The sequence below is a fragment of the Cutibacterium equinum genome (genome assembly GCF_028021195.1).
Lineage (GTDB): Bacteria > Actinomycetota > Actinomycetes > Propionibacteriales > Propionibacteriaceae > Cutibacterium > Cutibacterium equinum.
On sequence record NZ_CP115668.1, the window covers coordinates 1610670 to 1626164 of the forward strand.

Annotated in this window: 11 protein-coding genes; 3 read left to right on the plus strand and 8 right to left on the minus strand. The window is 62.8% G+C overall.

Annotation, left to right across the window (positions count from 1 at the left end):
* Positions 1–101: 101 nt before the first annotated feature.
* The gene (locus O6R08_RS07340) at positions 102–1775 is read left to right on the plus strand and encodes a glycoside hydrolase family 13 protein (protein ID WP_271417547.1); all 1674 of its coding nucleotides are present in this window, start codon (positions 102–104) and stop codon (positions 1773–1775) included.
* Positions 1776–1782: 7 nt separating this feature from the next.
* Here the strand turns inward: O6R08_RS07340 and O6R08_RS07345 are convergent, their stop codons facing one another.
* The gene (locus O6R08_RS07345) at positions 1783–2628 is read right to left on the minus strand and encodes an acyl-CoA thioesterase (protein ID WP_271417548.1); all 846 of its coding nucleotides are present in this window, start codon (positions 2626–2628) and stop codon (positions 1783–1785) included.
* A complete protein-coding gene (locus tag O6R08_RS07350; RefSeq protein WP_271417549.1) occupies positions 2625–4532 on the minus strand; it encodes an AMP-dependent synthetase/ligase in 1908 nt (635 codons plus the stop codon). The genes O6R08_RS07345 and O6R08_RS07350 overlap by 4 nt, the downstream gene beginning before the upstream one ends.
* 141 nt (positions 4533–4673) lie before the next feature.
* Here O6R08_RS07350 and O6R08_RS07355 point away from each other — a divergent pair, with 141 nt between their 5' ends.
* Both O6R08_RS07355 and O6R08_RS07360 read left to right on the plus strand, forming a co-directional pair.
* The gene (locus O6R08_RS07355; RefSeq protein ID WP_271417550.1) at positions 4674–5228 is read left to right on the plus strand and encodes a MarR family winged helix-turn-helix transcriptional regulator; all 555 of its coding nucleotides are present in this window, start codon (positions 4674–4676) and stop codon (positions 5226–5228) included.
* A gap of 4 nt (positions 5229–5232) precedes the next feature.
* Positions 5233–8136, plus strand: a complete 2904-nt coding sequence (locus O6R08_RS07360) for an FAD-binding and (Fe-S)-binding domain-containing protein (RefSeq protein ID WP_271417551.1) — start codon at positions 5233–5235, stop codon at positions 8134–8136.
* Between the two features lie 127 nt (positions 8137–8263).
* Here the strand turns inward: O6R08_RS07360 and O6R08_RS07365 are convergent, their stop codons facing one another.
* The 6 genes from O6R08_RS07365 to O6R08_RS07390 all read right to left on the minus strand — a co-directional run bounded on the left by O6R08_RS07365 (position 8264) and on the right by O6R08_RS07390 (position 15422).
* Positions 8264–9589: a toxic anion resistance protein gene (locus tag O6R08_RS07365; RefSeq protein ID WP_271417552.1), complete on the minus strand. Its 1326-nt coding sequence runs from the start codon at positions 9587–9589 to the stop codon at positions 8264–8266.
* A 46-nt stretch (positions 9590–9635) separates the two neighbouring features.
* Entirely contained in the window at positions 9636–10784 is a 1149-nt protein-coding gene (locus O6R08_RS07370; protein ID WP_271417553.1) for a hypothetical protein, read from the minus strand.
* Positions 10784–11419, minus strand: coding sequence for a hypothetical protein (locus O6R08_RS07375; RefSeq protein ID WP_271417554.1), 636 nt, complete (start codon positions 11417–11419; stop codon positions 10784–10786). Before O6R08_RS07375 ends, O6R08_RS07370 begins: the two co-directional genes overlap by 1 nt.
* Positions 11416–12975, minus strand: coding sequence for a vWA domain-containing protein (locus tag O6R08_RS07380; protein ID WP_271417555.1), 1560 nt, complete (start codon positions 12973–12975; stop codon positions 11416–11418). The genes O6R08_RS07375 and O6R08_RS07380 overlap by 4 nt, the downstream gene beginning before the upstream one ends.
* A gap of 167 nt (positions 12976–13142) precedes the next feature.
* Positions 13143–14828 carry an energy-dependent translational throttle protein EttA gene (gene ettA, locus O6R08_RS07385; RefSeq protein ID WP_271417556.1) on the minus strand — a complete coding sequence of 562 codons (1686 nt, stop codon included), beginning with the start codon at positions 14826–14828 and terminating at the stop codon, positions 13143–13145.
* Positions 14829–14948: 120 nt separating this feature from the next.
* On the minus strand, positions 14949–15422 hold the full coding sequence (locus tag O6R08_RS07390; RefSeq protein ID WP_271417557.1) for a single-stranded DNA-binding protein: 474 nt from the start codon (positions 15420–15422) through the stop codon (positions 14949–14951).
* Between the last annotated feature and the right edge of the window lie 73 nt (positions 15423–15495).

Genomic DNA, 15495 nt, shown 5'->3' on the forward strand with positions numbered 1-15495 from the left:
CGAGGCCTGACCTTCCAGCAGCTCCACGGCGGCAACCATCCCGTGTCGTCGCCGTGGCTCGAACTTCCCATGACAACCCCCGCAACGTTTCAAGGACTCCCATGACCGCTGTCCCCACGCCCCACGAATGGTGGACCTCTGCCGTTGTCTACCAGGTGTATCCGCGCAGTTTCGCCGACTCGAACGGGGATGGCACCGGCGACATCTGCGGCATCATCGCACACCTTGACCATCTCGTCGCGCTGGGCGTCGATGCCCTCTGGATCTCACCGTGGTATCCCTCCCCGTTGGCCGACGGGGGCTACGACGTCAGCAACTACTGCGACATCAACCCCGACTTCGGCACTCTTGACGACGCCGACGCGCTCGTGGCACGGGCCCACGAACTGGGTCTGCGCGTCATCGTCGATCTCGTCCCGAACCACTCGTCCCAGGAGCACCCGTGGTTCAAGGACGCTCTCGCCGCGCCCCCCGGTTCACCTGAACGCGACCGCTACATCTTTCGGGATGGCCGCGGCAGCCACGGTGAGTTTCCTCCCAACAACTGGCCATCGGTGTTCGGAGGTAGCGCATGGCAACGCGTCATCGAGCCCGACGGCACCCCTGGTCAGTGGTACCTGCACTTGTTCGACATCTCCCAACCCGACTGGAACTGGGAGAACCCCGAAGTCGTCGCGGAGTTTGACCGCGTACTGAGGTTCTGGTTCGACCGTGGTGTCGATGGTTTCCGCATCGATGTCGCCAATTCGATGGTCAAGGAATCCGGCCTGCCTGACCTTCCCGAAAATGCGCAGGTCGGCGAACTCGTCGCGGACAGCCCGATGTGGGACCAGCCTGGGCTGGCGTCCATTCAGCGCCGCTGGCGGGCCATCGCCGACGAATACGCCAACTCCCCTGAGGGTCCGCGAATGTTCGTCGCCGAGGCCTATCTGCCCCATGATCGTCTCGTGCGGTACCTCGAATCGGACCGGCTGCACACCTCGTTCAACTTCGAGTTCCTCCTCTCGGCGTGGTCGGCCCGTTCACTGCGCACCACGATCACCGATTCTTTGGCAGCCCACGAGTCGGTGGGCGCAAGTGCCACGTGGGTGCTGGGCAACCACGACAACTTCCGCCCTGTCTCCCGCTATGGAAAAGAGATCTCAGGTCTGGACTTCTCGGATCCCGCTGCTGGCCATGTCACATTCCACGGCACACCGACCGACGTCGCCCTGGGACGGCGTCGCGCCCGTGCGGCCGTCATGCTCGAACTTGCCCTTCCCGGCTGCGCCTACATCTACCAGGGTGAGGAGCTCGGCCTGCCCGAGGTGGAAGATCTTCCCGACGACGTCCTGCAGGATCCCACATGGGAGCGTTCTGGTCACACTGACCGCGGACGTGACGGCTGCCGCGTCCCGATCCCGTGGCGCGGTTCCGAGCCCCCCTACGGATGGTCGTCGACCAGCGACACCTGGCTTCCGATGCCCCACACCTGGGCTGACTGGACCGTCGAGGCAGAACAGGATGATCCGTCGTCCTTCCTGACCCTCTACCGTGCTCTGCTGGCCGAGCGTCGAAGTAACCCTGCTCTGGGCACCGGGACGATGACGTGGGACGCGTCCAGCGAGGATGTCCTCGATTTCTCCCGCGAGCCTGGCTTCCGTTGCGTCGTGAATTTCGGGGATGACCCTGTGGTGGTGGAGCCAGACAAGATCATCGTCGCCTCAACCTACCTGGAGACCCACGACGGGCGTGCCTGCGTCGGCCGTGACCAGGCCGTGTGGCTACGAGTTTGATCGCCGATCACACCGTGATGAGGTGGGCTGTCAACGCATCTCTGGTCCGGTCGTCGATGGGAACAGAGGCTCCGGTCTCCGGATCGACGCAGACGAGCACCGTTGCGGCGTCGAGGGCCGAACCCTCGTCTGTGGCAATAGACCCAGCGAGGGTCATCGACGAAGTCCCCAGCCGGGTGAGCGCGGTGTGCACCGTGCAGGACCGCTGGGACGGCAAGATCTGGCGTCGATAGCGGATGTCTTGGCGCACGACGACCCACAGGTGGTCACCGGCTCGCCTCATCCCCGGTGACCACGACGTCGTCGCGAGAATCCTGGCCTCCTGCAGGTAACCAGCCATGCTGACGTTGTTGACGTGGCCCTGCCGGTCAACATCAGACCACCGGATAGGCACCTCGACGATGTCACCGACCCCGCACACATCGACGATCGTGATCGGCTTCCACGGGGTCTGTTCGACCTTCATGGCCTGGAAGGCACTGCGTTCTCCGTCGGTGAGCCGACGGGGTCGTCCCGTGTCGAAGTCAAAAGGGCAGATGGTTCCGCGTGCCCGGGCGACCTCCAGGTCGTGATGCCAGGCGCGGTAATCCAGGACGGTTCGCGAGGCGCCGAGCTGGGAGCAACCAACCTCGACTCGCAGCGGGCTCTTGTCCACGGCGAACGGCGCCAAGAACTCGACGTCCTGAGTGACGACGACGATCCCGGTGTCGAGCATTTCCTGGGCACCGCTGGTGTAGAACGCTTGGTGTCGGGATTCCTGAACGAGCTCGCTGATGCGAACGTTGTTGACGTGTCCCTGCGCATCCATGTCGGACCATCGCAGCGGAATGTCGACGACAACGGCTCCGGTCACGACGCGTCGCCGCCCTTGGCCACACTCGGTTGATCATTCTCGTCGGCGAACATCTCATCAATGACGGCGGAGTACCTCTTAGCCACGACGTCGCGCCGAACCTTGAGGCTGGTCGTCACCGAGTGAGAGTCCTCAGTCAACTCGTGGTCGAGAATCGCGAACTTCTTGACGGTCTCCCAGCGCTCAAGTCGGGAGTTTGCGCGATCGACATACCTTTGGATGCTGCGACGCACGTCAGGGTCTGCCGCGAGCTCGGCGTAACTGGCGTCAGGGCGTCCGCGGCGACGTCCCCACTTCATGAGAGCACCCTCGTCAAGGGTGAGGAGGGCCACGACGTACTTGTGTCCCTCGCCCAGAACCACCGCGCTGGACAGGTACGGGCAGTTGGCCATCAGGGTGGCCTCGACCTTCTGGGGGGCGACGTATTTGCCGCCTGAGGTCTTGAACAGGTCCCGCTTGCGGTCGGTGATGCGCAGATAGTTCATCTCGTCGAGTTCGCCAATGTCGCCGGTGTGGAACCAGCCGTCGGTGAAGGCCTCGGCCGTCTTGCCGGGCAGGTTGTGGTAGCCGCGGGCAACGATCGGTCCGGAGACGAGGATCTCGCCATCCTCAGCGATCCGCGCGAGGCATCCAGGGGCGACCGGCCCCACAGTGCCAGGTCGAATGGCGTCAGGTCCACTGAAGAACGCGACTGCCCCGACCTCGGTCGCCCCGTATCCTTCGACGATGGGGATCCCGGCGGAGGAGAACCACTGCTGAACCTGCTCGGACAGTTTGGCACCGCCGCAGATCATGAACTCGATGCCACCAAGCTTGCGACGCAAGGTGGAGAAGACCAGCGCATCAGCGATCTTCCGCTGGGCCGCAAGCATGACCGGTACCCGATCGCCAGCGTTTCGGTAGCGCTGGACGTCACGTCCGGTTGCGAAGGCCCACCGCGAGACACGACTCGCCATTCGTCCTCTCGGATATGCCGTCATGACGCCGGCTCGGATCTTCTCGAAGATGCGCGGCACGCCACACATGACGCGGGGCTTGACCTCGCCGAGGCTGCGGGCCAGCCGTGAAATTCGGGGTTCGACGGCCTGGGTGATCCCGATTTCGACGCAGATGGCGATGAGACACTTCCCGAAGGCGTGGGACAACGGCAACCACAACATGTGGACGTCCCCGCCACGGAACATGTTGAGGCTCTTCCACGCCTGGCCCATGTACGTCCACGCCCGGTGAGTCAGTTCGACTCCCTTGGGCGTGCCGGTGGTGCCCGAGGTGTAGATGAGGGTGCACAGGTCGTCGGGTTCGATGGAGTCGATCATGCGACGCACGAGGTCTGGCTCAGCGGCCAGACGTCGACGTCCCTTCGCAATGATCTCGGCCATGGTGGTCAACCGGTCATCTCGGACGCCGGTGTCCGCGGAATCGTCGACGAAGCTGATGATGTGTCGGACGACCGCATCGACCTCGGGCCTGCCCTGAATCTTGGCAACCTGAGCCGTGGAATCGACGAAAAGAATGGACGACTCGGAGTCCACCAGGATGAAACTGGCCTCTTCTGGCCCCGAATTCGGATAGATCGTCGTTGTGGCTCCACCGGCACAGGAGATGGCCATGTCGGCAACAATCCACTCGGTGCGCGTCCCCGAGAGCACGGCGACGCGTCCCTCCCGAGGAAGCCCCATTTCCATCAGCCCAGCAGCCACCTCGTGGGCCTGACGGCGAAATTCGGCAAAGGTCATGGGGAGCCAGGTGTTGGTCTCGTCGTCGGCGCCGGAAGGAGTGAGGAAGGCGATGCGGTTCGGATGGGCATCTGCCTGTCGATCGAGCATCGCCGCGAAGTTCTTGGCCGAGGCCGCCATGAGCTTGCGCTGCAGGGCAAGGGACTCTTCGTCGCTGGTACACCTCATCAGCTCACCTTCTCATCGACCAAAATGACTTCTGCCACGCTATTGCATGGCGCATTGGCCGGTCCCCACAATTCTTGATGGCACTCATGGGTGGGTGTCCACAGGAGTGCACAGAAGAGCATCCCATCCATCGCAGGTAGGATGTTGATCATGTCACAGGGTGGTTCCGGGCGCAGCGATGATGACGATGCCTCGAACACGCCATCAGCGACGTCTTTTGACGATGTCGGGCCGCAGGTCGAGCGGTCAGCAGCTGCCCCCTGGCTGAGCATCGAGCAGCAACGGGTCTGGCGAGCCTGGCTCCTCGGGGCAGCTCGTATCACTGCGCATCTGTCGCAGGATTTGCGGCAGCATGGTCTCGAGTTGTGCGAGTACGAGATCCTTGTCAGTCTTTCGGAGGCCCCCGATCACGCGGTCCGGATGTCTGTGCTTGCCACCGAGGTGCATCAGTCTCGGTCGCGGCTGACTCACGCCATCGAAAGACTCGAGGCTCGCGGACTCGTCGTGCGTGAGCCTGCTGTGCGGGATCGCCGCGGAGTGGTGGCGAGTCTGAGCTCTGAGGGGATGGACCTGCTGCGACAGGCCGCCCCCGACCATGTCCGTGCCGTCCGTCATATTTTCGTCGATCCCATCGACCCGACGGATTTCGCGGCCTTGGGACGGGCCATGAACGCTGTGCTTTCCGTGTCAGACTGAGCCCATGACGGCCACCACGGACATTCTCCAGGACTTTCGCTCAACCCTGAGGGGCTTGGACGCATCTGCTGTGGACACCCTGGACGATTCCCGGCTGGGTCGCGCCTTGTATTCCTCTGATGCTTCGATTTACCGCGTCGTCCCTACCGCGGTCGCCCATCCGCGAAGTACTGATGAGCTGTGTGCCTTGGTGACGGCCGCCTGTCACGTCGGCCTACCCCTCACGACCCGTGGCGCCGGCACGACATGTGCTGGCAATGCCGTGGGAACCGGCCTCATCATCGACACCTCGAAGCACCTCGACCGCATCCTTTCCCTCGATCCAGAATCAGCTACCGCCGTCGTCGAGCCGGGTGTGGTCCAGAACTGCCTCCAGCAGGCCGGGGCTCCCCATCACCTGCGGTTTGGTCCAGACCCCTCCACGTCGACTCGCTGCACCATCGGCGGGATGATCGGGAACAACGCTTGCGGACCGCGGGCTTTGGGGTACGGACGTACCGGAGACAACATCGTCGACCTCGACCTGCTCACTGCTGACGGACGCATAACGTCCCTGCGCCCAGGTGATCTCACCCCCGCCTTCGCGCAACGCCTCGCCGATCTGGCAGACGCGAACCTTGGAACCATCCGAACCGAATTCGCGACCTTCTCCCGCCAAGTTTCCGGCTATTCCATGGAATGGCTTCTGCCCGAACGTGGTCGCAACCTTCCCTCCTTCATCGCCGGCAGTGAGGCCACCCTCGGCATCGTCACGAGGGCGACGGTCCGGCTCGTCCGCGAGGCTCCCTACGGAGTCACGGTGGCGCTGGGCTACCCATCGATGCCCGAGGCCGCCGACGCCGTCACGGCTTTGCTGCCCTTCTCCCCCGTCGCGTGCGAAGGATTTGGGAGACGGATCGTCGACGTGGTCGCCCGGGCAGGACGACCAGTCCCTGACCTTCCACGTGGCGACGGCTGGATGTTCGTGGAGCTTCGCGGCGATGACGAAGCTGAGGTGGCGTCTCGGGCCAAGGACATGGTCTCTGCCAGCGGATGCCTCGATGGCTGGGTGGTCTGCGATCCAGGTCAGGCCTCAGCCCTGTGGAAGATCCGTGCTGACGGTGCAGGATTGGCCGGTGTCAGCCTCGACAAGCCGGCCTGGGCAGGATGGGAGGATTCGGCCGTTCCCGCCGCCGACCTTGGCGCCTACCTCCGAGACTTCGAGTCCTTACTGGAGGACCACGGCCTTCACGGTCTGCCTTACGGCCACTTCGGCGAAGGGTGCCTGCACTGTCGCATCGACTTCCCCCTCGATCAGCCCGACGGCCCCCAGCGTTACCGCTCCTTCATCACCGAGGCGGCACACCTGGTCGCCCAGCATGGCGGCTCGGTCTCCGGAGAGCACGGTGACGGCCGGGCACGCTCGGCCTTGCTGGAGACGATGTACTCCCGCGAGGCTGTGGATCTCTTCGGCAAGGTCAAGGCCATCCTCGACCCGGACAACATGTTCAACCCGGGGATTCTCGTCAACCCTGCCCCGCTCGAGGCCAGTATCCGAACCCACGAGTCGGCTCTTTCCGCGATCACCATCTCCCATCCCGACTTCGCCAGAGAAGTCCATCGCTGCACCGGGGTCGGCAAATGCATCGCCCACACCGCCTCGGGCGGGCTGATGTGCCCCTCGTATCAGGCTTCCGGGCTCGAGGTGGACTCCACCCGGGGCCGGGCCAGCGTGCTCAAGGAGATGGTCAATGGCACTCTCATTGGCGGTTGGGACTCCCCCGAGGTGGAACGGGCCCTCGACCTGTGCATGGCATGCAAGGGGTGCGCTCGTGACTGCCCTACCGGAATCGACATGGCCAGCTACCGCAGCACGGTGCTCAACGAAAAGTACCGGCACCGGCTTCGTCCCCGCTCTCACGTGACCATGGGCCTGCTTCCCCTCTGGGAGCGCCTGATCAACCACATCCCGGGAGCGCCTGCCCTGGCCAACACAGTGCTGTCGGTCCCGGTTTTCGCTCGTCTCGCCCGGTGGACGGCCGGCATCGACCAACGCCGTCCAATTCCCCGGTTCCAGGCCTCGGCACGATTGGCCAGCGGGAACGCAACATCAGCACAGCGCATCGTGGCGGATCAGGAAACTCCGGCCTCGTCTGCTACCGAAACTCCCTCGTCGGCATCACCCTCGCTGACGCGCCACAAGCCAGACAAGGGGGACGTCGTCATCTGGGTGGATTCCTTCTCCGACATGTTGGAAGGCTCAGACCTCTCTGCGGTCGTCGCGGTGCTGGCCGACGCGGGCTACCACCCCAGGGTCCTGTCCGACAACGTTTGCTGTGGCTTGAGCTGGATCACCACTGGTCAGCTCAACGGTGCCCGTCGTCGGCTCCGAGCCGGAGTGGCGGTGCTGGCTCCTTTGGCCGATGCCAACGTCCCGGTTGTTGGGTTGGAACCGTCCTGCACAACCGTCTGGCGTGACGACGCCCTGCGCCTTCTTCCGGACGATCCACGCGTTGGTCGCGTCGCCCGGAACATGTGCACGGTAGCTGAGCTGCTGGAGGCAGCGAACTGGACCCCGCCTTCCCTGGCTGGCCACACCGTCGTCGCCCAGCCCCACTGCCATCACGCGTCGATCCTTGGCTTCGGCCCGGACAAGCGCTTGCTCGAGGCTGCAGGGGCGAGGGTCACGGTGGTCGGCGGTTGCTGTGGTTACGCAGGAAACTTCGGAGTCGAGAACGGTCATTACGACTTCTCGGTGAAGGTTGCCCAGCATGACCTCCTCCCGGCCATTGACGAAGCCGGGGAACAGGCCATCATCCTTGCCGATGGGTTCTCCTGCCGCCGGCAAATCTCGGACCTGGCAGGACGTCGAGCTCTCACCCTCTCAGAGTTGTTTGCCTCACATCTGCCAGCGCGGACACCACGCTGACGGCAGGCACCACGCTGACAGCACGACGCCGAGAGGACACCACGCGACAGGGCCCACACGGCAGATCAGGTCGGACCACCATTGGCCCGACCTGACCCCGAGGCCTCACGTTAACCTCACGCAAACTTCACGCCGTGATCGCGGCAACCTCAGACTGCTTGTCGCTGGGCACTTGGGCCATGACCGTCTCGGGCAGGTGTGGTGCGGGAGGAAGCTCGACGGTGTTCGCGGACTTGGCGACGAGCTCGGCGACTGTCTGGTCCAGATCGGCGGAGGTCTTGGCGATGCTCGACTGGGCGACCAGGATCGCAGCGACGACCTCCTGGCGAGCCGACTCGCCGTAGCGAACCGCGTCTTGTAGACCGGTGGCCTGCTGATCAAGGGACTCAGCGACGTCGAGGATCGTCTGCGGGTCCAGGGTCGGAGTCTGCATCGTGCGAGAGATCTCACCCACGGTCTGTCCCGAAGCCGCGGCGTAGGCCGACAACACCTCGTTGGCCCCCTCGGCGACGGCCTTCTGCATACCTGTGGCCTGCTGGGCCTCGAGCAGCAACCCCCACTGGGCGATGGTGAGCTTCATCGTCGGGATCGTGAGGTTGACCATGAGGGCCAGACGCTGGCCGAGTCCGTAGTGCAGGGCGCGAATGTTGCGAATCTGCGGGCTGGTGGACCATGCCACGAACAGACGCTGCTGGAACTCGTTGATGCGCGTCTGCATCGCCGTCATGAATTCGGTGATGCGAGCCCTCTCCTCCTGTTTGGCACGGCCATCAGGGGCGGACAGGTCGACGACGATCGCGGCCTGCGCCTTGGCAGCCTCGTCGAGAATGGCCTCCATCACGGCGATGGCGCCGACGAGTTGGGCGATAGAGGCCTCGTTGGCCTGGTAGAGCTCGTCGCACAACACGACGTTGCGACGCAGTTCACGCTGCTTGGTGGCGAGTTGCCCGGCAATGCGGTCGAGCTGCTGGTCGACCGAGCGCGCCTCCTCGAAGAGCATCTCGACGATGTCGCGGCCACGTCGGAAGATTCCCTTGATAGCGTCGGTGAACTTGTCGAATGTCTCTCGAACCTCACGGTTGAGGCTCGGGTCATAGTTGCGGCGGAAGGCGCGCATCCTGTCGTTGATCTCGTTCATGATCGAGGTCAACTCGGGAATTTGCACCGGGCCGACCTCACGGAAGATCCGATTCACCTGGCTGTTGACTGCCGACAGCGCCTGATCGCCGAAGGACCCCAGCGCATCGGTGTCGGCCAGCAGGCGCTGGAACTGCTGCGCAGCCATCTTTCTGGCTGCCTCCTGCTGTTCGGTAGAGAGCATGGCCAGGCACGAGAGGGTGTGACCCGGCTCAGCCCCCTGCGCGGCTTGGACGGCGAGTTCTCCAACAGTGGAGTCGGCCGCCCCCTTGGCAGGGGTCTCGGGTCCGGTCAAGGCATTGAAATCGATCGACATCTCGGACATGGTCAACCTTTCGGTGGTGCTGTTGTGGTGGTTGTGCTCAGGAACACTTCTTGGCGTCAGTGAGGCAGGCCAACAGGGCCGACGTCACGTCGGCGTTGGTGGCGGGAATGGTCCGCACGCGTGAGGCGAGGGGCAAGTCCTTGATAGTTGACGTGGTGTTGATTCCAGCATTCGTCGTGGATCGGAACCCGTACTTCTTCCACGCGATCGTCTGAATCTCATTGTCACGCATGGCGTTGATGAGCTTGCGGCCGTCGGTGTCCAGGGTGATCTGAGTAGATCGTCGGGCTGGGGTACAGCACCGTGACGTCCTTGAGGATCTCCTTCGAGTTCGAGTTGGTGGCTGCCAGCTGGATGATCTGGTTCTCGTACCCGGCGAACAGCGGGCCGCGTACTCACCGCCCTGGGTGAGCCACTGACCGAAGCCATTCTCGGAGCTGGCTGCCTGTAAGCCCGAGGTCTCGTACAGCTGCCTCATCTGGGGCAACACCGCTTTGCTCTGGGCCAAGGTTGGCGAGGAGGTGTTGTCTTTGGTGGCCAGGATCGTCAGTTCGAGCTGCATCATGGTGAACCCAGAGTTGGAGCTTCGAGCATCGGTGCTGCGGATGCGTACCGGGCCGGCCAGATTTCCGGCCTTGAGCTTCTGCCACGTGGTGTCCTTCGTGGCGTGGTCGAGTAGAAAGGTCTTGATGTCGAACTCGTGATGATCGTCGACCTTGGTGACGAGCTTGGCGCGCTGCAACGCGGCCGTTGCCTGCGGACCGGAATAGACCACCTCGGGGGACTGCAGGACCGTCTGGGCACGATATCCGGAGAATTGGCCGCGATGGTCAGCCTCGAAGATCCGCTGTGCTGAAGCGCTGGAGGGCCACAGGCAGTTGAATCCGGCCTTCTTGATGTCATCGGTCGACATCTGGACCTGGGAGTAGGAGCCCATCGGCACGAAGTCAAGTTTGAGGTGGTACTTGTCGGCAAGCACCTTGGTGACTTCCGGGTCAGCCATGAGTTCGGTCTTCTCCGAGCCACCTGCGCACTTGATCTGGGTGACCTCAGACGACGACGTCTTCGCCTTGCCGCCACCGGTAGACGAGGATGAATCCGGTTGCAGATAGAGGTACGACGCTCCCCCGACGACGCACACGAGGAGCAGAATAACGACCCCAATGATGAAACGTGGTTTGGACATCATTTCTCCTCGATGGCGAGAACGGGCATTTCCGGCGGGGCGACAGTCTCAAGATTGGCTCGGTATTCCGCCAGATCTCCCTGGTTGATGAGTCGGATCGAATCGACGGCGAAGTCAAGGAACCGCCGCGTCGCCTGCTCTCCGGCCAACAACACCTCGTCGGGCTGCTTGTAGTAGGTGGGATGTTCCTCGACGTCGCGGTAGGTGTTCACCACCCCTGACAGCGAGCGCAGATGACCTTCCAGTTGGCTGGCCGTGGAATACAAGGCAGATGGCGATGCCTCCTTCACCCGATCCAACAGATCCGGAACAACCTTGGAGATCTGCCTCACCAGTGACTTCATGGACGCCGAGTCCAAGGACCGACCTTGACTGGTGATCTCGTCGACGATCCGATGACACGACCTCACCTTGTCCTCGGCGTCGTCGTTGTAGGAGTCGTCGGTGATTTGAGCGGGGGAACGCCACATGACCAAGCTGACGCCAACTGCGGTGGCGATGGCCAAGCCGGTCGAGATGGCCAGGCGTGGAACCGGCGCGACTGCGTCAAGAATGATCATCATGACGATGAAGACCACGGCGACCGCAGCCAGGACGGCCGCAGATGCGACTGTACGGGCGCGACGTCGACTCACTTGTACCCCGCAGCTTCCCGCAACGCCGACACCATGTCCTCGTTCTTCACGTGGCTACCACCGCTGGCCTTCGCGACCTCTTGGAGCTGCCCGGGTGAAGCTCTCTTGCCGAAGGCGATCGTCACGACGGGGATGTGGGCCTTCTTGAGCTCGTCGATGGACGAGGCTCGGGACTTGTCCTCAGATTGGCCGTCGGACATGACGACGATCAGCTTCTTGCTCACCGAGGACCTCGACAGTTGCTGAACGGCATGGTCGAGGCAGGTGTACATGTCCGTTCCGCCGTAAGGGTCGTACCCGTCAATCTTGTCGCGCAGGTCAGTGAACTTACTGGGGTCGTTTCCGGTGACCGTCCATGGCCCGGCAGCAAGGTTGCTGTTGAAGATCGAGACTGTGGTGACGTCCTTGTTCGCTGTTTGCAACCTGTTGCGCTTGGCTTCGGCGGGATCGAACAATGCCTTCGCTGCGTCCTTGACGCCATCCCAGCCACCGTTGCTGGCCATCGATCCGGACCCGTCCAGGCAGTAGTAGGTATTCACCGGCTTGCGGTAGAGGGAGTGATAATCGTCCAGAGCTTGGTCGATCACCTCGGAACTGGGGAAGGTGACTCCCTGCTCCCTGAGGGTGGTCTTGATCCCCCAATCAGGATTGAAAACCTTGGCGTCGGCATTGCTCATGGACAGGCCGACCCCATTGCCCGGACGTCGTCCGATGGCGGCCAACTTCTTCAGTGCGTCATCGTCCTTGAGTAGATAGTTCTGCAGCTCGTTGAAGACCTTGTGATGCCCCTCGACATCGGCTTGACCATGGTCGACGAATCCGAGCGGAGCATCCGAGATCGCCAGCGCGCCGCGCGGATAGGCGACGTAGAGGGGGTCCTTCCCCTGCCTGACCAACTTCTGATTCTCCTCAATGACGAGGTCCTCATAGGTGAACATCGTCTGACAGAGATTGGGCTCATTGACGCACTGACTGGTCATGGTGCCGGTGGAAGGAGGGGTGCGATCCATGGCATTGAAAAACTTCTTCATGTCGTCGACGACCTTGGGGTCCTTGAGCTGAGCCGCCGTCAAGGCTTGCCCAGGAGGGTTGCCTGCGAAGTGGTTGAGGAAGCTGAACAGGACCGTGGCACCGGAATTCGACTGGGTCGGGTTGGTGGCCCACACCTTCACCTTGCCGGATTCGACGCTGTCGATGATCTGGGCTGCGGTGACGTCCTTCCCGACGAGGCCAAGCTTGTCCATGACCGGCTTGTACCCGGCATAGACGACCGGGGTGAGGAACATCGGTTTGACGTCGCTGAGGACGTGCTTGGTGTTGGCGAGCTGGGAAAACACTGAGGAGGCAAACCAGTAGGCGTCAGCCTCGATCTGCCCGGCTTGGAGGTCACGGGCCTGATCAACCGACCCCTTGAGCTTCCATGTACAGGTGTATCCCTTGTTCTTGCACCAAGGACCGACGATGGTTTCGAGGACCGTCTTCTGCTCCGACCCAGCGACGATACTGAGGGCCGTCGGCCCCGTTGCCTCAGGCGTACTTGGGTCTCGGGACGTCAAGGAGCCCGCTGAGCACCCTGTGACGACCAGGCACACCGCGGAAACAAAAGCGGTGACGACGGTGGGAACAAAATGGCGCCGACCCATACTATGGTTACAGCAGTAGGCCGGCGCCGTTAATAGCGCATTAGGGCGAGTTCATCGACCATTCATCGATACGTCACCACTCAGTCACGCGTGAGCCGGCGATGCTTCGAGGCATGCGGACGAGCCGCCTCCGGCCCGAGGCGCTCGATCTTGTTCTCCTCGTAGTCAGCGAAGTTGCCCTCGAACCAGAACCAGCGCGGCACGCCGTCCTCATCCTCACCTTCCCAAGCCAGGATGTGGGTGGCGACACGGTCAAGGAACCAGCGGTCGTGAGAGACGACCACTGCACATCCTGGGAATTCCAGCAGAGCGTCCTCGAGGCTCGAGAGGGTCTCGACGTCGAGGTCGTTGGTCGGCTCGTCGAGCAGCAGCACGTTGCCGCCCTGCTTGAGGGTCAGGGCCAGGTTCAGCCGGTTCCGCTCACCACCAGAGAGCACACCGGACTTCTTCTGCTGGTCCGGGCCCTTGAAGCCGAAACTGGCCACATAGGCGCGCGAGGGCTCCTCGAAGTTCGCGACCTTGATGTAGTCCAATCCGTCGGAGACGACTTCCCAGACGTTCTTCTCCGGGTCGATGCCGGTACGGTTCTGGTCGACGTAGGAGAAGCTGACCGTCTCGCCGACCTTGAGGGAACCGGAATCGGCCTTCTCCAACCCGACGATGGTCTTGAACAAGGTCGTCTTACCAACACCGTTGGGGCCGATGACGCCGACAATACCGGCCCGAGGCAGAGTGAAGGACAGGTCCTTGATGAGGACCCGGTCGCCAAATCCCTTGGTGAGGTTGTTGGCCTCCAGCACAACATTGCCCAGACGCGGACCCGGCGGGATATTGATCTCGGCGGTGTCGATCTTGCGGTTACGCTCAGCCTCGGCAGCCATCTCCTCGTAACGAGCCAGACGGGCCTTGTTCTTGGCCTGGCGCGCCTTCGGCGAGGAGCGCACCCATTCCAGCTCCTTCTCGAGGATCTTGGCGCGCTTGGCATCTTTCTTGCCCTCGATCTGGAGACGCTTGCGCTTGGTGTCCAGGTAGGTCGAGTAGTTGCCCTCGTAGGGGTGAAGCTGACCGCGATCGACCTCACAGATCCACTCAGCAACGTGGTCAAGGAAGTAGCGGTCGTGGGTGACGGCCAGGACGGCACCCGGGTAGGACTTGAGGTGACCCTCGAGCCAGTTGACCGACTCGGCGTCCAGGTGGTTGGTGGGCTCGTCGAGAAGCAACAGATCAGGCTGCTCGATGAGGAGCTTGCACAAGGCCACGCGACGACGCTCACCACCGGAGAGGACGTTGACCGGAGTGTCACCGGGCGGGCACTGCAAGGCGTCCATCGCCTGTTCCAGACGAGTGTCGATGTCCCACGCGTTGGCGTTGTCGAGCTCGGTCTGCAGCTCGCCCATCTCAGCCATGAGGGCGTCGAAATCGGCATCGGGGTTGGCCATCTCGGCCGAAACCTCCTCGAACCGAGCCAGCTTGGCCTTGATCTCGCCGACGGCCTCCTCGACGTTCTCGCGAACCGTCTTGTCCTCGGTGAGCGGGGGCTCCTGGAGCAGGATTCCGACCGTGGCTCCCTTGGCAAGGTTGGCGTCACCGTTGTTGGGCTTGTCGAGCCCAGCCATCAGCTTGAGCATCGTCGACTTACCAGCACCGTTGGGTCCGACAACACCAATCTTGGCACCCGGGAAGAACGACAGCGTGACATTGTCAAGAATGACCTTGTCACCCACCGCCTTTCGGACGTTGTGCATGGTGTAGATGAACTCGGCCATCGGCACTCCTCCAGAATCCACGGGAACGGGGCGGTCGGCACCTCACCGACCGCTGCCCAGTATGCCAGTCGTCGTAACGACTCCCGTCACCCGCTCATTCCCGACGAGTCCCCTCGAGGCTCAGGAAGCGACCGCATGCACGCCGTCGTCAATCACCTCAGCGTCATCCTCCATCTCATCGCCACTCATGTCGTTTGGTTCCTGACAACTCAGGACGCGATCGTCACCCAGGGGCGCCTCCGCCCGCTTCTCGGGGCGACAACACACCGCCGACACTCGAGACAGATCTGGTCCGACATTGCTTGCGACGACGATGAGTTGCTCGTGGGAGCCCTCGTCGTCAATCCAATTGCGGGTGCGCAATCGCCCACTCACCACGACCGGGTCTCCCTTGCGCAAGGATGCGGCGCAGTTGTCCGCAAGCCGACCGTAGACATGGACCGACAGCCACGTCGTCGTTGCGTCGACCCACTCCCCCTGCCTCATGACCCGCGGAGTATGAGCAACCCGGAATCGGGCTCCCCGCCACCCCTCACCAATCTTCATCTCGACGTCAGTCCCGAGATTTCCGGTAAACGACACGTTTGCGTCCATCTGTGAGCTCCTTTCCACTCACAGACAGTTATCGTCGGGACCGGCGAAATCCGTCAGGCAATCTCAGATCTGT